This is a genomic window from Thermoplasma sp. (assembly GCF_008709555.1).
Lineage (GTDB): Archaea > Thermoplasmatota > Thermoplasmata > Thermoplasmatales > Thermoplasmataceae > Thermoplasma.
In genome coordinates this window covers 22,687-43,361 of the sequence record NZ_VYIJ01000005.1, presented here as the reverse complement: position 1 = coordinate 43,361, position 20,675 = coordinate 22,687, and the positions used below count along the sequence as shown (strand labels likewise).

The following is a 20,675-nucleotide window of genomic DNA, read 5'->3' as shown; positions in this document are numbered from 1 at the left end:
AATCTCATAACATGCTGATGTTGTCAATGGGCGAAGTACGAATACCCCTCGGTGTCATTGAAAAAGCTGTGGATGGTATAAGATCGGCGCCGGACATGGAGACCGTGCGCAATGTTGCCGGTTATCTTCTATCCTGCGTAAACGGAGAGGATGCTAAAGGGCATGTCGTTACTTTGAACGAAGAGGCTTTCTATCAGATCATCGGTAAGATAGAGAAGTCAAAGACCACTGAACGTGCTACGCATTATGCCGAGGAGATCTACAGGATGGTTTTCAGGCCAAGAAAACTTCCTTACAGCGAAATAGATCTTTCAAGGTGGAGAGAGTATGATGATGTGATAACCGACAGTCTGTGGTTGTTCAAGGAGAGGGATTACAGCGGATCGAAACTGGGATGGTACTGGGGAAACTTCGTACCGCAGATACCCAGGCAGATGCTGATCAGGTATACGAAAAGAGATGAATGGGTCTTGGATCCATTCAGCGGCAGCGGTACGACCCTCATAGAGGCGAAGAAGCTTGGAAGAAATGCTGTTGGGGTAGAGATAAACCACGATGTGGTAAGAAAATCTGAGGATATAATAGAAAGGATCCAGGGGGAAGGGATAACGCGACTTTACACTGGAAATTCGATGACCGTTGATATAAAGGGTATAATGGACGAGAACGGCATCGACGAGTTCAGCATGGTTATACTTCATCCTCCATACCATGACATAATAAGATTCTCGGACGATCCTGATGACCTCTCCAATGCCAGGAGCGTTGAGGACTTCATAAAAATGCTATCCAGAGTGGTGAAGAACTTTATGGATTATCTGGAGGATGGCAGGTTCATGGCCATGGTCATAGGTGACAAGTACAGAAGGGGAGAGTGGATACCGCTTGGCTTTTACGCGATGCAGGCCGTCATGGATATGGGCTTCAGGCTCAAGAGCACCATAGTGAAGAACTTCGAATTCACAAGGGCCAAGGCCGGTTCAGAGGCGCTCTGGCGTTACCGCGCACTTTCTGGAGGGTTCTATGTGTTCAAACATGAGTACATATTCCTTTTCCAGAAGAACTAGTTTCTATCGTCGCAGTGCAGTATCTGCATCTTCCTGGCCGTATCGAACACTTCCCTGCCCAGATCGGTGAGGTCGTAGCATTTATCGATCAATCCCATGCGAAATATCTTATCGCAGGCACCGGGATTACCCTTTCTCTCCTTTCTACTGCAAAGCATAGCCAGATCTTCCGGTTTCAGATAACGAGCGTAGAGCTTTGGGGTTATCTCCTTAAGCACAGCCTCAGCCTTCTTGTTTATCTGGAAATACGTATGATGCTTGTGCACCTCGGCGCTCTTCTTTAGCTTCGCCTCAGTCCTCTTTATTGATGTGTTCGTATAATAGTCCAGGAGGCCCATATCCTTCAGCCGTTTCAGGTATTCACGCACCCTCATCTGCGGTATCTCTGTATATCTGGTTATGTTCTTGGCGTAATCCACATGCGCTACTGTGAAATGCTTCAGCACACGCAGAAGATCGTAATCATTTATCAGCTCTTCTATCTCCTTCTCGTATTCGTTCATGTTAGTCTATTGAGTAGAATATGTCTCCTCCGTTCTTTATATGGTTGTATATTGCATTACCTATCTCAGTGCTCAGCTTTATCCTCACTATGCCCTTGGATGATGACAGGGCCTGAAGTATCGGCACCTCCCCCAGGTATATGCGCACATGCTTGTTTGGATGACCCACATCGATGTAAATTATCTTATTCTTTATCTCCACACCGGCTTTTTGCCTCTCAGCTGAAGAACCTGACTCCTCCACGTCTATCTTTATGCCAAGCTTCCTCTCTATCTCAGTGATGTTCTTACCGCTTCGGCCAATGAGCTTCGGGATGTATTTGGGATCCACTCTAACTATGGCCCTGCTGTCGCCAACCATCTTGACCTCAACATCATCGTTCCTTATGATGCGCTTTATGTAGTCCTCTATCCTGTCCACAGCCAGCTTGGAGATCGACGATTCTTTCCTCTCCTTCACAGGAACGACCACGACCTGTTCTCCAAAGCTGTATATCTCGTAGAGATCCTTTCCTGATATGAGATCCGATACAACGATGACTGGCCTGGCAAGATCCTCCTGGGTCATACCGTATGGTATCTTGACCGTATACTGCGTGCTAAGGACCTGCGCCACCTGTCCGTTGTTGATATATATTATCGTGTCTATTATCTGCGGGATCAGACCCAGTTCGATTCTTCCTATGAACCTCTGCAGTGCATCTATTGCTCTTGTGGCATGGACCACACCGACCATGCCAACACCGGCAAGCCTGAGATCGGCGTAAACCTTGAAGTCGTTTGTGACGCGCATCTCATCGAATATGGTGTAATCCGGGCGAACAAGCAATAGTATGTCGCCCGTCATTTCCATGGATCCTTCCAGCTCCGTATACTGCGTTATCTCCTTCGATACGTCCAGATCCCTCGGCCTCTCCATGGTCTTAACTATCTTTCCGCGGGCGTTGAAGAACTCGGCCAGGGCCTGAACGAACGTGCTCTTTCCAGCACCCGGAGAACCGGCGACGAGAATGCCACTCGCAGAGCTCTCCAGCCTCTCCTTTATCCTGTCGTCGAGATCGTAGTAGTCTATGCCAAGTTTTACGACGGGCCTAACAGCAGTTATCTCAAGATCATCTGAAAACGGGGGCCTGGTTATGACTATCCTAATGTTTTTTAGCTGCACGACTGTGGCGCCCTGCGCATCCATCTCTATGAAGGAATCAGCCTCAAGCTTGCCCCGCTTCACTATGTTGCTTGCTATGCTTTCAAGATCAGACCGGTTGAGGATATAATCGAGCCTCCGGTACTTTATGCTTCCCGGCTTCCCATCCTTGAGGACGGGGTTGGTACCAGCCTTCAAATGCACGCTCATAGTCGTATCATCGAAGAACTCCTCTATGTTCTTCACTATCTTTTCCGGTGGGGGGAGATAATCAACATTTATGCCCTTGATTATGGCGACATCCCGCTGTATATTGTCGCCCGTGACAAGAATGGCATCGTACTGTAGCGCCACACTCCTGATCATCTCATCGATCTCCCCGCTCTTTGCTCTCTTTATCTGCCATTCCCTGGGCCTTTCACCAACAATCTCAATGCTTATTTTGCCTTCCCTTTCAAGCGCCCGCAGCTTCTTCAGCTCTTCAAGAGCAGCGAAACCTATGGCGCGTCCCTCGTTTGCCTGGTGTTCCACCTCGGAGAGCATCGCCTCTGGCAGGATCACGTTTGCCTCTTCCTTGTCCTGTATGTACTGAGTGAAGCGGCCGTCCACTATGACCGATGTATCTGGAACGTAATTCACATTGCTACATTATAGGTAACTATATAACTATGTCCATAATTTGCCAGCGTGGATTACAGTGAGGCCATAGCACAGATCCGCGATGTTCTTAGCGAGGTTATCCCGCAGCATGGATCGCTCGGTTTCTCTGGAGGCCTGGACAGCACCCTCATAATGCATCTTTCCGGATACAGGCTCAAAGGGTACACCGCTGGTTTCAACGATTCGCATGATGTAAGAAGATCCCAACAGGTATCGAAGGCATTGGACTTCAGCATAAGAATAATTTCACTTGAGAAAATAGATATAGAGTCCCACCTGCGCCTGCTGAAGGAGATCGATGAAACGATCACAAGATCAGAGATCGGATATGAACTTATTCTCTCGATAATAATGTCCACCGTCGATGATGATACCGTGATAACTGGCCAGGGCGCGGATGAATTTTTCTACGGCTACAGAAAGGCAATAGAATCCAGGAGCAATTCTGAACAGGTTGCGAAGCTCCTTCAGAGGACGCTGCCCAGAGAGAAGAAAATGGCTAAGTATTACAGAAAGGATCTGATAACACCATATCTTGATGACAGAATAACAAGCATAGCGAGATCCTTTGGGCCGGATCAGCATATTAGAGATGGCACAGGAAAAGCCATGATCAGGGATGTTGCGCGTATTTCTGGTCTGCCCGATATGATCTACGGATACGGCAAGAAGGCAGCACAGTATGGGTCTGGAATTGACAGATATCTTAAGAGGACGAAGTATTTTCTAATTCTCTGAACCACGCCTTACCTTTAAGGATGATTCCTTGGGGTACAGATATTTTTTCACGGGCATGGTCAGAAAATATAGAGTGCAGATCGGTATACTCTATGAACAACAACCCGATAATGAAGATCAGGTTGCGTAGAGTGTGTAGGATACCTGAGAGGTCAAGTTCGATCCATTTACGACCGTGCTCCCGTAAACCTGAACGTAGTAAGTGCTATCATAATTCAGATCCGTCAGATTGAAGTATACATAGTTATTGTTGAGATGGGATGGTATCACCGCAGGCGTGGATCCGGCCTCATATGCCATGACCTTGTAGTAGACCACACCGGAATAGGCATACATGTAAACTCGGAGGCTTATGCTTCCAATCGGTACATCATAAACACCACTCTTTTCTGCGAGCGATGTCCAGACTCCATTGCTTGCTATCTGCAGGTTCGCTATTTCAGGACCGGAAACGTGGTTCAGTGGAGGGTTCAAAACCAAGATCCAGAATACGAGCCACGTAAGAAGGAACTCGCCAACCAGAAGAATGCGATGCGACGTCTTCTTAGATACCTGAACGCCAAGCCCCTTTAATATATATTCTGAAAATAGGAGAACCACAAGGATGAGTATGAGTGATAGATACCAGTAGCCTATCAGTTGAAGATAGCCAGATATTGAACCGATTATAGCCCCTATTATGAATATAACGACTATTGACTTTGCTCTCTCCTTCTCATCGAATAGAAATTTTCTCTCATCGAATTCAGGTATCTTGACCAGGGGCTCCTCGTTCTCCTTTGGCATTCAGCCCCTCTATTTTAACTCCATTAATGAATTTAACGTTTTTACCGGATCTGCTGATTTCACAACACCGCTCGCAACCAGAATGCCATCTGCCCCCAGTTCTATGGAACGCCTTACGTCTCCACCATTCTTTATACCAGCGCCAACAAGAACCGATGTGGTGGTGCCATCGTATATTCTGACTATGCCCTCTATGATCTCTGGCCTGGCAGACGAGACAGATATGTTTCCACCGATCAGTTCCTTCGGTTCATAGGCGATGAAATCAGGTTCGTATTCCCTGAAATACGCTGCTTCTTCAGCATTTTCAACGCAAAGTACTATTTTGAAATCCAGCTGGCGTGCCTTCTGCAGCGTGTTCACTATCGTTTCGCGGGTGAGCCGCCTCTCCGAATGGTTCAAAAGCGACCCGGTTATGCCGAGATCCATCATCATCTCCATGGGTACATGGCCCGTGTATGCACCATACGGATCTGGATCGACGTGCTGCGCGAAGAATTTAAATTTCCCATACGAAGCGGCACTTTCAAGATCCAGCAACGACGGGGAGAATATGAGATCAAAATCAGATCTTATGGTTTCAAATTTTTCCATGAAGCTGAGGAAATTTGAACCAGTTGCTTCCCTGTAAGCCTTCAGATTGACAATGGCGGTATACATCATCAGGTAATACCTTCGGTATATTAGTGTGATCCGGCTTCAGTCCTCGCCTTCAAGGTAATAGAACTCGCCTATCATAGCCTTTACCTCCTGATCCGGCAGCGTGAATTTCCTCACCTTGATATCGCTTTCAAGAAGCATGAGCTCTGCAAGCTCGTCCGGATATCCCTCGGCGTAGACTATCTCCTTTATCTGCGCGTTCATGATCATCTTCGAGCACACCACACAGGGGTGTGTGGTTACGTATATCGTTGAATCCTTTATGCTGACGCCATGTACAGCGGCCTGTATAATCGCATTCTGCTCTGCATGGAGACCTCTGCATAGCTCATGCCTTTCACCGGAAGGTACCTTCAAGTCCTCGCGTATGCAACCCACGACATCACAGTGCGCCGTACCGCTTGGTGGTCCATTGTATCCCGTCGCAAGTACATTTCTGTCCTTGACTATGACAGCGCCTACCTTCCTGCGTATACAGTTTGTTCTAGATGCAGCAAGATAGGCCATCCGCATGAAATACTCGTCCCATGTTGGCCTTCTTATGCTCTGCACACTTTGTTAGCCAAACACATAATATAAATATTTTGTGATTCTCTGGCCTATGCATCAGAAATATCTTTATGAGCCCCATACGGACCATAAAAATGTGAAATACAGAGAAGCCTGAAGCATCTGGTACTGTCAGGCCCCATGGAACCTATCTGTGTTCCTCTCTCTGATGCGGTGCAGCTGGCTGCCCGATAACCCGACCATTGATCTTTTCGCCACGGAGGTGCGTTATTGCTGATCTTGCTGCACGCTCTATTATGTTAACCATCATGGCAGAATCGTTCGGCATACGTACTCGGTGGTATCGCATTCCCCTCTCCTCGACAGCCCTCCTGAACTCGTAGTCCAGGTCATAAAGTATCTCCAAATGGTCGTAGAGGAAAGATATGGGTATAACTGTTATGCTGGTGCCATCTATCTTGTTGAGGACATCGTACACGCTTGGGCCTAGCCAGCCCTTGTGGCCTCCCTGAAAACCGAAATCAGATCGGGCTATGCCAAGTATCTGTGATATCTTATAGGTGGAATAGCGGAGCCAGAAAAGGTAATCCTCTTCTTTCTCCGGATCTGGCAGACTGTGCGCATCGAACAGGTAAAACGAGTCATAGCTGGCGTCCTCCGATATTATGTTGGCCCACATTGGAAGAAAGAGATCGCTGTTAGCAAGGCCGTTCACGAACTCCAGACGTGGAGAGAAATTGTGTCTCTTCAAAGCTGACTCGAGCGGATTCAGATAGGAATCCTTAACATTCTGCGAGTAGAAGGAGAAGAGTGGTATGGCAACGACGTTATCGTATGGGCCGAGGTTCCCGGCAGCATCCTCTATGGATGGTTTCCAGTGTTTGTAGGCCACTATTATGTCCATATCGCTGCCGATCCTCTCCTGAAGCTTCCTCGCTATGTTCGCTATTATGCTATTTGATGGTGATCTGCCACCGAACATCTCATACTTTCTGAAATTTTCCTCCCTTACAGCTTCAGGAACGGGCTTTCCATTGAATATGTTTCTGAGGTACTCGTCAAGTTCCTCGATCCTCTCAGGGCTTCCGTAGGAAAGCAGAAGAAGAGCAGATTTCATGGATTCACGCTGTGCACGTATTCAACCAACCGTTTTAGCTTTTCCGGATCAGTGCTCGGCATTAGCCCATGTCCGGTGTTGAATATGTATCGCTGCCTTCCCGAAACGGACTCGATTATCCTGCGTGCCTCGCCGATAGCGTAATCGTAGTTTACGACTGCAGGATCGAGGTTCCCCTGGATCCCGATTTCATGCGGCAGGACAGAGGAGAACCTGTGCATGTCCACGCGCCAATCTATAGAATAAAAATCCGCAGGCAGATCCATATCGGCTATGTAGGATGATGTCATCGTGCTGAAGTATATACTGGGTACGCTGTCAGATATCTCCTGCAGTATCTCATGCATGTAAGGCTTCACAAACCTTTCGTACTCCCCTGGTGAGAGATAACCGGCCCAGCTGTCAAAAATCTGGAAAGCATCCACACCGCGCATTATCTGCATCCTGGCAAACGCTATAACCATGTCCGTGAGGCGCCTCATCACCGTCCTGTACGCTTGTTCATCCGTTATCATCATCCTCTTAACCCTGAATAGATCCCTGTCCACGCTGTCTGATATTATGTATGAAAGAATCGTGACTGGGCCTCCTGCGAAACCGATAAGCGGTTCAGGATACCTCTCCTTATATTGTGATATTGCCCTCAGGACAGGATGATCGAACGAGGACGCATCGAACTCCTCCAGTACGGATACACCTGATCGCTCAATGTTGTTCTCCGTTATCGGCCCCAGTGAGTCCTGGAACCTGATCCTTATCCCCATCCCATTCAGAGGTGTGGTTATATCGGCGAATATTATGGCAGCATCAACTCCTATACGTTCCACTGGATCATGCGTGACCTCCACTATGATGTCAGGCGATGACATCATCTCCTCTATGTTCATTCGCTGTCTGTACTTCATATACGATGGGAGATATCTCCCGGCCTGCCTCATGAACCAGACTGGTATGCGATCGTGATCGTTGCCTCTGATCGCACTTCTGAATGGATCCATCTGCGCAAACCTCTTATCCTGTTTCACCACTTCTGGCCAGTTATGCGCTCATACATTGTTCTGTATAGATCGGAGACTTTCCTTGCCATATCCACAGGCAGAGGGGGTATGTCTGGTTCTGGCAATCTCCTGGCTCTGGCATCATAGAGGCGGTCATGGTATCCTGTTGATCTGTAGTACTGCCTGACCATCTCCTTGCTGAGCTCCACTATCCTTCCCTGATCGTATTCGCTCTTCTCCCAGAAACGGTCTTCATCAGCCGTCCCGAAGGTGTCCACTATCACTATCTCCCTCTCCTTGCCCAGCGCAACCTCCTTCTTGCCATCAGCATGTATCAGGCCGCGTTTGCTTACCTCATGTTCCATCATTTCGTCTATCCTCAGTATGGTTTCCCTTATTTCATCGTACTCTTCTCTGCTGAGACCAGATATGGCCAATGCTTCGTCAATGCCAAGCAGCCTGTCGGTTTTCTCCCTCTTCGTTGTCACCTCGAAGATGGGCGAAGGGAGCCTCTCGCCATACGCTGGGAAATGGTCAAGCCCGATATCAGCTGGGCTCGTGTCGCCAGCCTTCAGCCTGTCATACAGGGAACCTGCAACATAGTGCCTCGTTATGAATTCAAGAGGTATAACATAACCTGACAAACCTGGCGATACCCTGTCTGGAACAGCATACCTGCGAACACGCATAGTCCTCTTGTCTATCATCTCTATGAAGTGGTTCTTTATCCCCCTGTCACCTATGTACCTGAACCAGAACGATGACGTCCTGCACAGTGATTCTCCCTTGTTCTCTATCTCCGTCGGTATTATCTTGTCGAACACCGATATCCTGTTTGAAAACTTGAAAATCAGCGTATCTCCATCATCGTAAACGTCCTTTACCTTTCCACTTGCGATGATCTTCATAGTCAAGTATCGTTACTTAATATAGTAATTATCTGTGGATATTCTTTTTAATTTCAATTAATTTTATTCAAAAAATTTTAAGATTAATGGAACACGCATGATTAAGTGCCAGGCATGGAAATATTGTGTGCAATCATGTCATCTAATTAGCGCTAGCCCTCAGGAATGATTGATCTGCCCATGTGATCGCGCACCTGATTGCATGAACGGATCCGTTCACAAATTATATCCTGAGCATATATCGATTTATACACAATTTGCAATAGATTTGCACATAATTTTGAAAAATTCCCTAATATCGGCTGGGCATATTTCATGCATGAAACCAATAATGGTTGGTCTTATAGTTGCGATCGTTCTGGCCGTTGTCTTCGCCGGAGCGTTCGGCTATGCTGACTACTCGAACGCAAAAACGAATACAAACTACCAGAACGCCGTGAATACGGCAAATGGGTTCAAACCAGACGCTGTGCTGGGATCAGCGTTTGAACACTGGGACTACATAGCCATAGAGAACACGACACTTGTGATGGAGCAGTACGCGCCCGATGCAGTGCTTCACTGGGTCAATGGATCGCTGAACGGCACTTACAACAATTACAGCTCTATAAATGCCACATGGAACAAATTCTTCGCAGCCTGGATAGCGGTATGGTTCTACTCTGAGGAGCCGCCAATGATAACAGTGAAAGGAGACATGGCATATGTCAACGCTACGGTTCAGTTCGTACTGCAGAAGAACAGCACTGTATTCGATTACATAAACGTGTCCTACGAGATCGTATACCAGAACATGGGATTCAACGTAAAGACCGGACAGTTCCAATATCAGATAATCTACGAAGTGTTCAACATACTTGGAGGATCGCCAAAACCACTCTCCGAGATCTGAACTCACTAAATTTTTATATTTTTTATTATATGGTGATTCATAATGGGTATATTCTGGATAACAAACATCCTGATCGTCCTGATAGAAGCCATATTCCTTGGCATAATACTCTATTTCTACATAGGCATAATTAGGAGAACCGGCGGGAAGTTCATAGCACCAATGATCGTCTTCTCATCTCTTTTCCTGGTGCAGTCAATATTATCTGCATATTTCTATTACGATTTCTCACATTTCGCGGGATACAGGATAGCCGTTCCTCTGATAGCGGTTAACTCCATCGGCCTTGTATCCTTTGTAATGCTTTTCATTACGCTCAAGCAGTGACATCGCCATATTACGGCGTTCGTCGTGTTGGTATATGCCACAAAATGAACAATATTTAAATATAGTCAGGTGATCGATTAATAACAGGCATCGGGCGGAAGACGATGCGTGTCAGGTGAACCCAGTGCTTGCAGGGTATATCGAAGCATCAGTTGGAACCGCTGCGGCCATCATATCGCTTCTTATAGATCCAGAGGATTTCAAGATCAAGTACGCCGTTTCTATAGCTGTTGTCCCGATCCTGATGCTCGCGTTTTCCAGCTATCTTGTGGTTCCCATATTCATCCTTTCAGTCATCAGCGGCACCTACCTTTACACGAAGAGGTTCTATTATCCATTCATATTCCTGTTCGCCTTCACACTCCTGTCATATGTATTTTTCGGCGAGGGCGGCCAGTGGAGAGCCATAGATGCGGCGATAAGCACCGGGATGATCGTTGTTATGATATTCGATTCCAGGGAGAGACAATATGTCAGAGCAAATGAGGTAACCAGAGGAGAAGACAGGGTCAAGGAGGTCAGGAGAGACTACGTGCAGATAGCCGCCGGCATAATAATAATAGGGTTGCTCTATTTCTATGGTGTTGACCTGTCCAGGATACTGGTGACGTTCGGTTCTCTCATTCTCTACGCCATAGGAAACTTCTTCTCAGCGAGGCCTGACCTCATGATAGGCAAGTTTTTGCAGAATCTGGAGAGAAGCCATACCAAGCTTGGCATAGGGTCGATGTGGTTCGCGTCCGGCATACTCCTGGCTTACAGCATGCACGACAGCCTCTACCTGATAATGCTCATAGTATTCATAATCTCAGTTGGGGATTCTGTGGCCACCATAGTGGGTGTCAACGTTAAAAGCCCGAAACTCATCATAAACAGAAAGAAGAGTGTTGCAGGCACGCTTTCCCTGTTCGCCGTTTCCGCGGCATTCGGCTTCTTCCTTCTCGGATTCCTCGGAATAGGTTTCGCGGCTCTCGGATCTATTGTTGAGGCTGTTTCGGGATACCCTCTTGACGACAACATGACCGTACCCTTTGCGATATCCCTTATGGCATCACTAGCCAGGATGATGTGACTCGAATATTTAGAATAATAAAAAATACCGTGAAAATACCAGAAGTATATCAATATGATGAAAACTTCAAATATTCCGGTATGGCCTTCGGATAGAACAGATCATCTGTACTTGCTGTAATCGTATATTAGGTTTATCAGCTTTTTCTGGGTGTCGTAGTCTATGACGCCCTCCTGATACTTCTTTCCTATGAACTCTTTGGCCTCCTTTATCCCCTTCTTGGAGGCAAGCGAATATATCGAACCCCTTATGGCGCCACGGACGCTGTCTGGAAGCCCCTCCACAGCCTTACCGAGCATGTAGCCGAACTCCTCGCTCCTTCTCATATCAAGCTTCTTTTCTCTCTTTGGAAATTCACGCCTTTCGTGAAAATCCCTTCTATCGTTCTGTTGTCTTTTCATGTCTCTTACTCTTAATAATTTATTCATATATTTATATTTTGCCCTTTCCTTAAGCACCGCCTGAAACTGTGCAGCACGGATGCTGGTCAGCTCCAGGATCACTCATAGAGGGTAAAGAGCCTGTGATCTCCGGCTCCATCAAATATGCCCAGACGCACGCCCGAATCGATCCATCCGTAGGAGTAGTTGAGCGCAGCAAAGGCGTTTATCAGGTCTCCCTTCTCATAGAAGTGCTTCGCATCGGAATAGTAACTCAAGATCATCTGCATGTTGTCCTCGGCAATCTTTCTGAGAAAAGATCCCTCAGCTGGAGATATCCTTATCTTCCTGAGAGCCTCCTCCTCAATGCTGATGTACTTCTCTATTTTTCTTGCAAGATCCTCCTCTAACATAATGAACCCTGATCATTCAAGTTTTTCGTTCATAACCCTGTTGCGCTCATCATCCATGTATCTCCTTATGGCATCTCCGATCGCCGGATACTTTATGGAGAGGATCCTGCAGGCCAGTATAGCGGCATTCTTCGAGTTCCCTATCGCCACGGTGGCAACAGGGATTCCAGATGGCATCTGGACTATGGATAACAGGGAATCAAGGCCGTTCAGGTTCCTGCTGGGCACAGGAACTCCTATCACCGGAAGAGTCGTCATTGACGCAACCATACCGGGCAGGTGGGCCGCGCCACCGGCCCCGGCTATTATGACCTCTATCCCCTGATCCTTCGCACTGGATGCGAACTGAAGCATATATTCAGGCGTCCTGTGCGCGGAAACGATCCTGAGAATGACATCGATGTTCATGGATCTGAGGAAATCCACTGCAGGCTTCATCGTCTCGTAATCGCTGGAACTGCCCATTATCACTGCAACCTTAGGCATAGTACTCGCATCCGGTCATTATTAATTTACCTTTTCCCTGATCTCATTAATTACGTTAAAGAATTCCTCTTTGCTCTTCACCGTTCTGTAGGACGCCTTACGTATCCTGTTCATGAGCGCGAATCCGATGCCATGCTCCTCGAACGGGTGTATGAGGGCAAGATCTGCATGCATGTCATCGAGAGCTATGAAGGAAGAGAACAGGCTGTGGGCCACGCTGTAGAGATCCCTGTCCGTACCGAGGATTATTGATCTTGTGCTGCCTTCTGCCATCTCCTCTGTGGCAAGCACAACCAGATCCTCATCCGCCGCATCAACTATATCCCTGAACACCTGCCTTGTTTCAGCCAGTATAAGCTTCGTAGATGGCGAATAGTGCCGGTACTTCATACCTGGAGTTATGGCGACCTTGGCCTCACCCAACCCCCTCGCAACGTCTCCGAATACGATATTACCGAAGATTGGTTCTAGATCCTCAACGGCGTAGGATCCTGGCCTCAGAAGCTCTGCAGGCCTCTTCGTTATGTCTATGATGGTTGACTCTATACCGAATCTTGTAGGGCCTGCATCTATTATAACGTCCACTCTTCCATCAAGGAACCTTATTGCATCCTTAGAATCGGTTATGCTTGGCCTGGTGGATATGTTCGCAGATGGCGCCGCGATTGGCCCGGCCATCTCTATGAGATCATGTGCTATTATGTCGTCCGGCATCCGCACAGCCACCGTTGGCAATCCGGCTGTGACCACATCCGGTATGCCGTCAACCTTTTTCACCACCACGGTCAGAGGCCCAGGCCATACCTTCCTGAGCCCATCGATCGGATACATCTCGCGTGGATTCGAATACCTTTCAAACTGTTCCATCGAGGATATGTGTACTATGAGTGGATTGTCAGAGGGCCTTCCCTTTGCCACGAATATCTTCCTGCATGCATCCGCATTGTCAGCAAGTGCCCCAAGGCCGTAGACCGTCTCCGTGGGAAATACAACGATACCTCCGGATCTAAGGACATCAGCGGCCTCGAGGATCTGATCCCTGTGATAGTTTTCCCTGTCTATGTGAATTATCCTTGTCATCAAATAGCTATCAAAGAATCATATATATCCATTTAGAATTCTGTGAAAATAGTTTTTTATAAAGCGCTGTAATGGAATTGCATGAATCCGGGTATTGAAAAATATGAGATTCGGTTCGACTTTGACCTGAAGGATTTCACCTATACCTCCCATGAGAGGATACATCTGACCGGAGAATGGAAGGATCTGAGACTTGACTCTGTGAGACTGACCGTGGACAGGGTGGCCTGGAACGGCAAACCTGTGAAATTCGAAACTGATGATGACACGATCACCGTTAAGGGAAGTTTTCATAACGGAGATATCTTAGACATCGATTTTCATGCCAAGGTCAGCGACACGCTGATGGGCTTGTATCTTTCCAAGACTAAGGAAGGCACCATGATAACCACACAGTTTGAGTCCAACGGTGCGAGAATGGCTTTTCCCTGTGTCGATCATCCAGCATATAAGGCCGTGTTCGCGATCACCCTCGTCATAGATAAGGACTACGATGCAATATCCAACATGCCTCCCAAGAACATTGAGATTTCCGAGAGGAAGACCGTTGAATTCCAGGAAACACCGAAGATGTCCACCTATCTGCTGTACATCGGTGTTGGGAAATTCAAGTACGCGAATGATAAGTACAGGAACATTGATCTGATCCTAGCTTCGCTGAAGGATATCAAGTCGAAATACCCTCTTGAGATAGCTAAGAAATCTATTGAATTCTACGAGAATTACTTTGGAATACCATACGCTCTGCCAAAGATGCACCTGATATCCGTTCCGGAGTTCGGTGCTGGAGCCATGGAGAACTGGGGTGCCATAACGTTCAGGGAGGTGGCGTTGATGGCGACAGAGAATTCCGGATCAATAATGAAGCAGAATGCAGCGATAACCATAGCGCACGAGATCGCACACCAGTGGTTCGGTGATCTCGTAACGATGAAGTGGTGGAACGACCTCTGGCTGAACGAGAGCTTCGCCACGTTCATGTCGTACAAGACCATGGATACGATATTTCCTGACTGGTCATTCTGGGGAGATTTCTTTGTAAACAGGACGTCTGGTGCACTCCGTTCAGATTCCCTGAAGAACACGCATCCGATAGAAGTTGATGTGAAGGATCCGGACGAGATATCGCAGATATTCGATGAGATAAGCTACGGCAAGGGAGCTTCGATACTGCGCATGATCGAGGACTACGCCGGATCCGATGAGTTCAGGAAGGGTATATCCAAGTATCTGAACGATCACAAATTCGGAAACGCTGAGGGATCTGATCTCTGGACAGCCATAGAGGATGTATCAGGTAAACCGGTGAAGCGTGTGATGGAGTACTGGATAAAGAACCCTGGATATCCTGTTGTCTCTGTGACCAGGAGAGGAAACAAGTTCACGCTCACCCAGGAGCAGTTCTTCCTGGACGGGACCAAGGGGGAGAAGAAATGGCCCATACCTCTGACAGTGATCACGTCCGCAGGTAAGAAATCCATGCTCATGGAGGACACCGCAGAGATCGATGATCTGGTCAAGGTAAATGTGAACAGCAGCGGATTTTACAGGGTATCATATGATGGCGATTCGTTCAACACGGTCATGAAGAACTATTCTAAGCTCAGTAACCTTGACAGGTGGGGGCTTATAAGCGATCTATACGCTTTCCTCGTCTCCGGAAGAATATCTGTGGATGATTATCTCACCAGGATAAAAGGCTTCTTCGACGACCAGGATCATCTGATCGTTGAGGAAGTCTCCGCACAGCTCACCGGGCTATATCTCCTGAAACCAGAGTCGAACAGGATAAGGGAAACAGCCGCATCCTATCTCAGCAGGCAGGTTGTAGCGTTGGGAGAGAAGAAGAAGGGTGAAGACGAGAAGATATCAAAGATAAGGGGCATAGTTGCTCAGGACCTGGCCATGGTTGACGATAGCTTTGCTTCAGAACTGGCTCGCAAATTCGATACGCTTTCCGATGACCCTGATCTTGCGCTGGCCAAGTCCATAGCCGCAGCTAAGGTCCATGGAATGTCGCAACTCGCCAACGCTGCGGACAGATATACGGACGACGAGATCCGTGTGAGGATAATCGCTGCCATGGGCTGGTGCAAACCTTCAGACCTGAGCAGGGTATTCGAACTCATAGACAATGGCACAATAAGAAAGCAGGACATGCTCTATGTATTCAGCAACATGCCTGCAAACCCAAAGGGCAGAGACTTTTTCTTTGCCAATATAGACAGGATCGTTGCATTGATGGAACACGCGTTCGAAGGGACAGGATATACCAGCAGGATACTTGAAATGGCGATACCATATATCGGACTGACAAGGTACGAGGACATAAAGAAGAAAGCGGATCAGATAAGAAAGCCAAGCTATAACGTTGGAATAAACAAAGGCCTTGAGACGCTGGAGATAGTGAGAAAACTTTACAATAAATTATAATTTTTCAATATTTTTAACGTTTTTCAGATGTTTTCTGGTAGTACCTTTGGCTGCTTGTGAAGTGCGTAAACAACCCCTTCAACCACTGCAACGACGACCAGGTTTATGACCAGGGCCATAAAGCCAACGAATATCAGTCCAAGTGAGGATGGCATAAGCGTGGTCTTTATTATTGTGTATTTGAAATAGACGAAGTTAGAGTACACCTCGAAATACACTCCTGAAACAATACCTGCGAGCCACCCAGCTGCAACTGCATATTTCTCGAGACGCTTCACATACATACCGAGAAATACCGCCGGCAAGGTCTGGAGTATTATTATTCCGCCAATGAGCTGAAGGCTTATGGAATACGTCCCAGGAACTATGAAGACAAAGGCTAGCGCTAGAAGCTGGAAGAATATCATCGATACCTTTGCTATGAAGGTCTCCCTCTTCTCCTCAAGTTCCCTTCCGAGGTATCTGATGACGTTTCTGGTCAGCAGCGTCGCCTGAGCCATTGACATTATGGCAGCAGGTACGAGACCTCCAATGAATATCCCGAGGAACGCAAAACCTGTGAACCAAGAAGGCGTCACAGATGCTATCAGGGTTGGCACGACCATTGCTCCATTGTTCGCATACGTGATTTTTAAGACATGCTCCGCTGCGGGAACACCATAAATGATTAAGCCAAACAATGCCAGGAAGGCGAGGCCTATACCGTAGATTGGAAGCAAAGCTGTACTGAGCCTCAGCTTCTGGGCAGACATCGAGCTCAGGCTTCCGTTGATGGCATGCGGATACAGATACAGGGCAGCAGCGCTCATCAGGAACAGTGTCCAGTAAGCATTGTAGAACTTCGTTGGAAGGTCAGCGTATACCGGCTTTACGGTGAAAGCTGTATGCAGTGCCGAATGATATGCGATAAAGACCGTAACTATCACGACTATAACTGTGGTGAATATTATAAGATCCTTCATAACTGCGGTAAGCGAAGTTCCCCTGAGACCGCTGGTGTATGTGAACCCTATCAGAACAAGTATCGCCAGAACAAGGGCTATATTGCTGGCCAGGTTCACATTGCCTCCAAGCGGCGTGAGCATGCCGGTGAGTATCGCCCTCATTCCCACTATCTGCAGCGCGATATAAGGGAGTTCAGCTACTATGCCGGTTAGTGCTATTATCATGGCAAGTGCGTTGCTGTTGAACCTGTCGCTGACGAAATCACCAGCGGTAACATAACCCCTCTTCTTTGAAAGTGTCCACAACTTCGGCATTGTCAGCATGGCTATGGCAAATGCCAGCGAGACGTATGGCACGGCGAAGAAGTGGATCGAACCCACAGCATACATGGAGGATGGCACAGCTATGAACGTGTATGCCGTGTAAAGATCAGCCCCGACGAGGAACCATACCAGAAACGTGCCCAACCTTCTTCCGCCAAGGGCCCATTCGGGCAGCTGGTTCAGGTTTCCTCTCCTGAAGTTCTTGGCAAGGAACCCAACAAGAACAAATATCACGAAGAAGACGAGGAAAACTGTGATCTCAATGTAGACTCCGTTCATTCCTTCGCCCCCTTGTCAAGTATGTATGCAGCTGTTCCGAAGAGCACCGCAGAGATCGCCAGCCAGAGGGTCTGGTACCAATAAAAAAATGTCAGCCCACCTATCTGCGGATTAATCCTATTATACGTTGGTATCGCGAAATACGCGATGAACGGTATGATAAGCAATATGCCCGCTATCACATATTTATTGTTCATCGATAACATATGATCATAGCTATATTTAAATTTTATCTGATGGATACTTTTGATATATGATACTATACTGGAAAATATACACATATGCTCCATTGAAAATATTTTATATCATAGATCATAGAAATAATGCATCTAGAGAAGCCCGAATTTATAATGATGTGAGCTACTCCTCATCTGAAGCTTCAGATCTTACTTTCATCGAAGGGGCATCCGCCTCTCCGGACATCCAGACAAGCCAAAATAGCGACGTCCACAGGCGTAGATTCGGATTTCAGCGATTTTACTCAAGCATCACACCACTTGGTTATCCTGTGGGATACAAAAAATATAGATACACACTTTAAAGATCTTTCTATTGGGGGAAGTCCGTGTATCTCATGTTCGAGAAGAGTTTTACTGCTTCCCCCAAACTCCCAACCTTTCTATAAAAATTGGGTTCTATGTCTCACCGCTTGGAAAGTAAGGGTTCAAAAATAAAATGAGCATATATGATTAAAGTTGGACTTCATAGCATAAGATTGATGACTCCATCTCCTGTCTTTATCGTTTCTCCATTCAGAAGCAGATCCCCTCCTGAAAATCCGTGCATGATGATGCTCTTTATCCCTGGAACTTTCGGCGGGCTGATTGCTATGTTCCCTCCGTCAAACTCGATCTCGACCCTAGCATCATCATTCCCATTATTGATGTAGAAAACCCGCCTACTCATCTGCGACCCTGGATATAGATGCAGTTCAATACCGTTGTTTTCCCTCAGTATTGCCGATCCTTCCCTGACAAATATGGGAACTGTGCCTAGGTCAACGTCCATTGTGAAGCTCCCTTCAACGATCCTGTCATCATTGATATTGTACCACCTGCCCTTAGGAAGCGTTATCTTCCTTGCAACCGCATGCTCTTCCACAACTGGCGCTATTATCATGCTGTCTCCTATCATGTATTCGTCGTCAACGGTCATCATAACTGGATTGTCCGGTTCAACCCAGAACAGTGGCCTGAGTATGGGTACACCGCTCTCCGATGACGATACTGCCTCACTGTATATGTGTGGAACGAATGAATGCCTCAACCTTATGACGTCTATCACTTCCTTCTCATGATCGCCGAATGCCCAGGGTTCCCTCCTCTTTGACTTCTTATCAGAGTGTACTCTGTAAAGCGGGAAGAATAGAGAGGCCTGCAGCCATCTGATGAACAGCTCCGGCGTTGGAGATCCGGTGAAGCCGCCTATATCACAACCAGTGAGCGTTATTCCTGAGAGCGACATGTGAAGTATCGTGAGGATATTCTGCTTAAGCTCCTTCCATGAGGTCTCCGTATCTCCTGTCCATATCCATGCGTACTGGCTTATTCCTGCCCATCCAGATCTGGAAAGTATGAAAGGCCTCTCAATCCTGGATAAATGATCGTAGGCAGCTTTATCCATGTAGTATCCATAGAGATTATGCACCTCCTCGTGACGTCCAATGCTGTGCACAGCGGATCTTGGCATCGTGTTGTCGCCCCAGGCCACGAATATGGCCGGTTCATTCATATCATGCCAGAAGCCAGATATGCCCATAGAACGCATGAAGTCATACTTCGAGGCATACCATTCTCTCGTATTTGCGTCGGTGAAATCCGGGAATGCTGCCATCTCAGGCCACACAGGCGCGTACATGACGTTTCCGTCCGGATATCTTACAAAATGGCCATTCCTGAGGCCCTCATCGTATAGTTCGAAGCCGGGTTCCATCTTGACGCTTGGCTCCATTATGGTTATCAGTTTTACGCCTCTTTCCCTCATGTATTCCGTGAGCTGCCCGATGTCTCCAAACCTCTGATTATCGAACGTGAACATCTTGAATCTGTCCATATAATCTATATCAAGATATACAGCGCCGAGGGGTATTCCGCGTGAGACGAAGCCATCAACTAGGTCACGGACCTCTCTGCTATTCATATAGCTGTACCTTGACTGCTGGAACTCGAATGCCCAATAAGGTGGTCTGTAAGGCTTTCCAGTTATGCGTGATAGCTTCTCGTATATGGAATCAAGGCTACCGGTTATGATGTAATAGGCCAGCGGCTTTGATCTAAAGGAAAACGATACCCTCCTCTCATTCGAATAGCCTGCGTCCACAGTTGCATCTCCTGCATTTGCATAGAACAGAAGCGTAAACTTTCCAGCATGCCCGTGGAGGATCACGGGTGCGTTTAGGTAAAGCGGATCGCTGTCTGGGCCATAGGATCCGTTTGCGTCATGGTTCCAGAGCCTGAATACGTGTCCGGAAATATTGAGCGGTGCAGCTCTTTCGCCTAGGCCAGCAACCATATCCCCTGGATGTATCTCAAAGCTATGCGTGATGGTCTCTGCAAATACCGGAAAGAATTCTCGATGCATTGTTATTCCGCTGCCGTCCATTATCGAGAAGCCGTCGCTTTCCAGTGAAAGTGTATTATTGCCTATCCTGTACATCTGCCCGTCCTGTGCAGGCTTTACGAATTCGGGATCCGCGACCGGCATCACTGGCCCGTCTGTCCAGGTGAACTTAATGATGCCGTCTGCCGTACCCTGTATCCTGAGATCATATCCATCAAATCTTACCAGAATCGCGTTATCCTGAATCCTGACTTCGTTAAGCTTACCCAGATCACTGTATTTTGATCTTGGGAGAAACATGGAATCATATTTATCTCTTGTAAGCGAATAATTTATAACGTCCATGAACATTGTTTCACTAAAGGTGTTCATAAAACCCTTGATATCATCGAGCA

The 20,675-nt window shown here is 47.3% G+C and carries 21 protein-coding genes; 6 read left to right on the top strand and 15 right to left on the bottom strand.

The window, feature by feature from the left end; all coding sequences use genetic code 11:
- Positions 1-26: 26 nt before the first annotated feature.
- Positions 27-1,067 (top strand): TRM11 family methyltransferase, encoded by a 1,041-nt coding sequence (locus F6Q11_RS03175; protein ID WP_297026261.1) that lies wholly within the window; start codon positions 27-29, stop codon positions 1,065-1,067.
- Here F6Q11_RS03175 and F6Q11_RS03170 read toward each other — a convergent pair.
- Positions 1,064-1,570 carry a DUF2250 domain-containing protein gene (locus F6Q11_RS03170; protein WP_297026260.1) on the bottom strand — a complete coding sequence of 169 codons (507 nt, stop codon included), beginning with the start codon at positions 1,568-1,570 and terminating at the stop codon, positions 1,064-1,066. The two genes, F6Q11_RS03175 and F6Q11_RS03170, sit on opposite strands and share 4 nt — an antisense overlap.
- A 1-nt stretch (position 1,571) precedes the next feature.
- Positions 1,572-3,353, bottom strand: a complete 1,782-nt coding sequence (locus F6Q11_RS03165; protein ID WP_297026259.1) for a PINc/VapC family ATPase — start codon at positions 3,351-3,353, stop codon at positions 1,572-1,574.
- Between the two features lie 48 nt (positions 3,354-3,401).
- Here F6Q11_RS03165 and F6Q11_RS03160 point away from each other — a divergent pair, with 48 nt between their 5' ends.
- Entirely contained in the window at positions 3,402-4,112 is a 711-nt protein-coding gene (locus F6Q11_RS03160; RefSeq protein WP_297026258.1) for an asparagine synthase C-terminal domain-containing protein, read from the top strand.
- A gap of 117 nt (positions 4,113-4,229) precedes the next feature.
- On the opposite strand, the gene F6Q11_RS03155 is transcribed toward F6Q11_RS03160, so the two are convergent.
- The 6 genes from F6Q11_RS03155 to F6Q11_RS03130 all read right to left on the bottom strand — a co-directional run bounded on the left by F6Q11_RS03155 (position 4,230) and on the right by F6Q11_RS03130 (position 9,091).
- Positions 4,230-4,898, bottom strand: a complete 669-nt coding sequence (locus F6Q11_RS03155) for a hypothetical protein (RefSeq protein WP_297026257.1) — start codon at positions 4,896-4,898, stop codon at positions 4,230-4,232.
- 9 nt (positions 4,899-4,907) lie between these two features.
- Positions 4,908-5,561, bottom strand: coding sequence for a triose-phosphate isomerase (locus F6Q11_RS03150; RefSeq protein WP_297026256.1), 654 nt, complete (start codon positions 5,559-5,561; stop codon positions 4,908-4,910).
- A 36-nt stretch (positions 5,562-5,597) separates the two neighbouring features.
- Entirely contained in the window at positions 5,598-6,110 is a 513-nt protein-coding gene (locus F6Q11_RS03145) for a cytidine/deoxycytidylate deaminase family protein (RefSeq protein ID WP_297026255.1), read from the bottom strand.
- A 145-nt stretch (positions 6,111-6,255) separates the two neighbouring features.
- Positions 6,256-7,185, bottom strand: a complete 930-nt coding sequence (locus F6Q11_RS03140; protein WP_297026254.1) for a ferrochelatase — start codon at positions 7,183-7,185, stop codon at positions 6,256-6,258.
- Positions 7,182-8,210, bottom strand: a complete 1,029-nt coding sequence (gene hemE / locus F6Q11_RS03135) for a uroporphyrinogen decarboxylase (RefSeq protein ID WP_297026253.1) — start codon at positions 8,208-8,210, stop codon at positions 7,182-7,184. Before hemE ends, F6Q11_RS03140 begins: the two co-directional genes overlap by 4 nt.
- Positions 8,207-9,091, bottom strand: a complete 885-nt coding sequence (locus F6Q11_RS03130; protein ID WP_297026252.1) for a phosphoribosylaminoimidazolesuccinocarboxamide synthase — start codon at positions 9,089-9,091, stop codon at positions 8,207-8,209. Before F6Q11_RS03130 ends, hemE begins: the two co-directional genes overlap by 4 nt.
- Positions 9,092-9,410: 319 nt before the next feature.
- On the opposite strand from F6Q11_RS03130, the gene F6Q11_RS03125 reads away from it, so the two are divergent.
- The 3 genes from F6Q11_RS03125 to F6Q11_RS03115 all read left to right on the top strand — a co-directional run bounded on the left by F6Q11_RS03125 (position 9,411) and on the right by F6Q11_RS03115 (position 11,382).
- Positions 9,411-9,983 carry a hypothetical protein gene (locus tag F6Q11_RS03125; protein WP_297026251.1) on the top strand — a complete coding sequence of 191 codons (573 nt, stop codon included), beginning with the start codon at positions 9,411-9,413 and terminating at the stop codon, positions 9,981-9,983.
- 42 nt (positions 9,984-10,025) lie between these two features.
- Positions 10,026-10,310, top strand: a complete 285-nt coding sequence (locus F6Q11_RS03120; protein WP_297026250.1) for a hypothetical protein — start codon at positions 10,026-10,028, stop codon at positions 10,308-10,310.
- A 124-nt stretch (positions 10,311-10,434) separates the two neighbouring features.
- Positions 10,435-11,382, top strand: coding sequence for a diacylglycerol/polyprenol kinase family protein (locus F6Q11_RS03115; RefSeq protein ID WP_297026249.1), 948 nt, complete (start codon positions 10,435-10,437; stop codon positions 11,380-11,382).
- Positions 11,383-11,483: 101 nt separating this feature from the next.
- Here the strand turns inward: F6Q11_RS03115 and F6Q11_RS03110 are convergent, their stop codons facing one another.
- From F6Q11_RS03110 to F6Q11_RS03095, 4 genes are all read right to left on the bottom strand, one after another.
- Complete coding sequence (locus F6Q11_RS03110; protein ID WP_297026248.1) at positions 11,484-11,783, bottom strand: hypothetical protein; 300 nt, start codon at positions 11,781-11,783, stop codon at positions 11,484-11,486.
- A 98-nt stretch (positions 11,784-11,881) separates the two neighbouring features.
- Positions 11,882-12,175, bottom strand: a complete 294-nt coding sequence (locus tag F6Q11_RS03105) for a DUF357 domain-containing protein (protein ID WP_297026247.1) — start codon at positions 12,173-12,175, stop codon at positions 11,882-11,884.
- Between the two features lie 12 nt (positions 12,176-12,187).
- Positions 12,188-12,661, bottom strand: coding sequence for a 5-(carboxyamino)imidazole ribonucleotide mutase (purE, locus tag F6Q11_RS03100; protein ID WP_297026246.1), 474 nt, complete (start codon positions 12,659-12,661; stop codon positions 12,188-12,190).
- A 21-nt stretch (positions 12,662-12,682) separates the two neighbouring features.
- The gene (locus tag F6Q11_RS03095; RefSeq protein ID WP_297026245.1) at positions 12,683-13,741 is read right to left on the bottom strand and encodes an L-threonylcarbamoyladenylate synthase; all 1,059 of its coding nucleotides are present in this window, start codon (positions 13,739-13,741) and stop codon (positions 12,683-12,685) included.
- A gap of 81 nt (positions 13,742-13,822) precedes the next feature.
- On the opposite strand from F6Q11_RS03095, the gene F6Q11_RS03090 reads away from it, so the two are divergent.
- Positions 13,823-16,174: a M1 family metallopeptidase gene (locus tag F6Q11_RS03090; RefSeq protein WP_297026244.1), complete on the top strand. Its 2,352-nt coding sequence runs from the start codon at positions 13,823-13,825 to the stop codon at positions 16,172-16,174.
- Between the two features lie 23 nt (positions 16,175-16,197).
- Here F6Q11_RS03090 and F6Q11_RS03085 read toward each other — a convergent pair whose 3' ends face one another.
- The 3 genes from F6Q11_RS03085 to F6Q11_RS03075 form a co-directional block, all read right to left on the bottom strand.
- Positions 16,198-17,721, bottom strand: coding sequence for a sodium:solute symporter (locus tag F6Q11_RS03085; RefSeq protein WP_297026243.1), 1,524 nt, complete (start codon positions 17,719-17,721; stop codon positions 16,198-16,200).
- Positions 17,718-17,918, bottom strand: a complete 201-nt coding sequence (locus F6Q11_RS03080; protein ID WP_297026242.1) for a DUF3311 domain-containing protein — start codon at positions 17,916-17,918, stop codon at positions 17,718-17,720. Before F6Q11_RS03080 ends, F6Q11_RS03085 begins: the two co-directional genes overlap by 4 nt.
- 505 nt (positions 17,919-18,423) lie before the next feature.
- Complete coding sequence (locus F6Q11_RS03075; protein ID WP_297026241.1) at positions 18,424-20,625, bottom strand: glycoside hydrolase family 31 protein; 2,202 nt, start codon at positions 20,623-20,625, stop codon at positions 18,424-18,426.
- Positions 20,626-20,675: the final 50 nt, after the last annotated feature.

Excerpts from the sequence above, each read along its gene's own strand:
- F6Q11_RS03120 (WP_297026250.1), top strand. The coding sequence starts at position 10,026 with ATGGGTATATTCTGGATAACAAACATCCTGATCGTCCTGATAGAAGCC.
- F6Q11_RS03175 (WP_297026261.1), top strand. The coding sequence starts at position 27 with ATGGGCGAAGTACGAATACCCCTCGGTGTCATTGAAAAAGCTGTGGAT.
- F6Q11_RS03090 (WP_297026244.1), top strand. The coding sequence starts at position 13,823 with ATGAATCCGGGTATTGAAAAATATGAGATTCGGTTCGACTTTGACCTG.
- F6Q11_RS03125 (WP_297026251.1), top strand. The coding sequence starts at position 9,411 with ATGAAACCAATAATGGTTGGTCTTATAGTTGCGATCGTTCTGGCCGTT.
- F6Q11_RS03140 (WP_297026254.1), bottom strand. The coding sequence starts at position 7,185 with ATGAAATCTGCTCTTCTTCTGCTTTCCTACGGAAGCCCTGAGAGGATC.
- F6Q11_RS03130 (WP_297026252.1), bottom strand. The coding sequence starts at position 9,091 with ATGAAGATCATCGCAAGTGGAAAGGTAAAGGACGTTTACGATGATGGA.
- F6Q11_RS03085 (WP_297026243.1), bottom strand. The coding sequence starts at position 17,721 with ATGAACGGAGTCTACATTGAGATCACAGTTTTCCTCGTCTTCTTCGTG.
- F6Q11_RS03095 (WP_297026245.1), bottom strand. The coding sequence starts at position 13,741 with ATGACAAGGATAATTCACATAGACAGGGAAAACTATCACAGGGATCAG.
- F6Q11_RS03080 (WP_297026242.1), bottom strand. The coding sequence starts at position 17,918 with ATGAACAATAAATATGTGATAGCGGGCATATTGCTTATCATACCGTTC.
- purE (WP_297026246.1), bottom strand. The coding sequence starts at position 12,661 with ATGCCTAAGGTTGCAGTGATAATGGGCAGTTCCAGCGATTACGAGACG.
- F6Q11_RS03075 (WP_297026241.1), bottom strand. The coding sequence starts at position 20,625 with ATGGACGTTATAAATTATTCGCTTACAAGAGATAAATATGATTCCATG.
- F6Q11_RS03150 (WP_297026256.1), bottom strand. The coding sequence starts at position 5,561 with ATGATGTATACCGCCATTGTCAATCTGAAGGCTTACAGGGAAGCAACT.
- F6Q11_RS03170 (WP_297026260.1), bottom strand. The coding sequence starts at position 1,570 with ATGAACGAATACGAGAAGGAGATAGAAGAGCTGATAAATGATTACGAT.
- F6Q11_RS03105 (WP_297026247.1), bottom strand. The coding sequence starts at position 12,175 with ATGTTAGAGGAGGATCTTGCAAGAAAAATAGAGAAGTACATCAGCATT.
- F6Q11_RS03155 (WP_297026257.1), bottom strand. The coding sequence starts at position 4,898 with ATGCCAAAGGAGAACGAGGAGCCCCTGGTCAAGATACCTGAATTCGAT.
- F6Q11_RS03110 (WP_297026248.1), bottom strand. The coding sequence starts at position 11,783 with ATGAAAAGACAACAGAACGATAGAAGGGATTTTCACGAAAGGCGTGAA.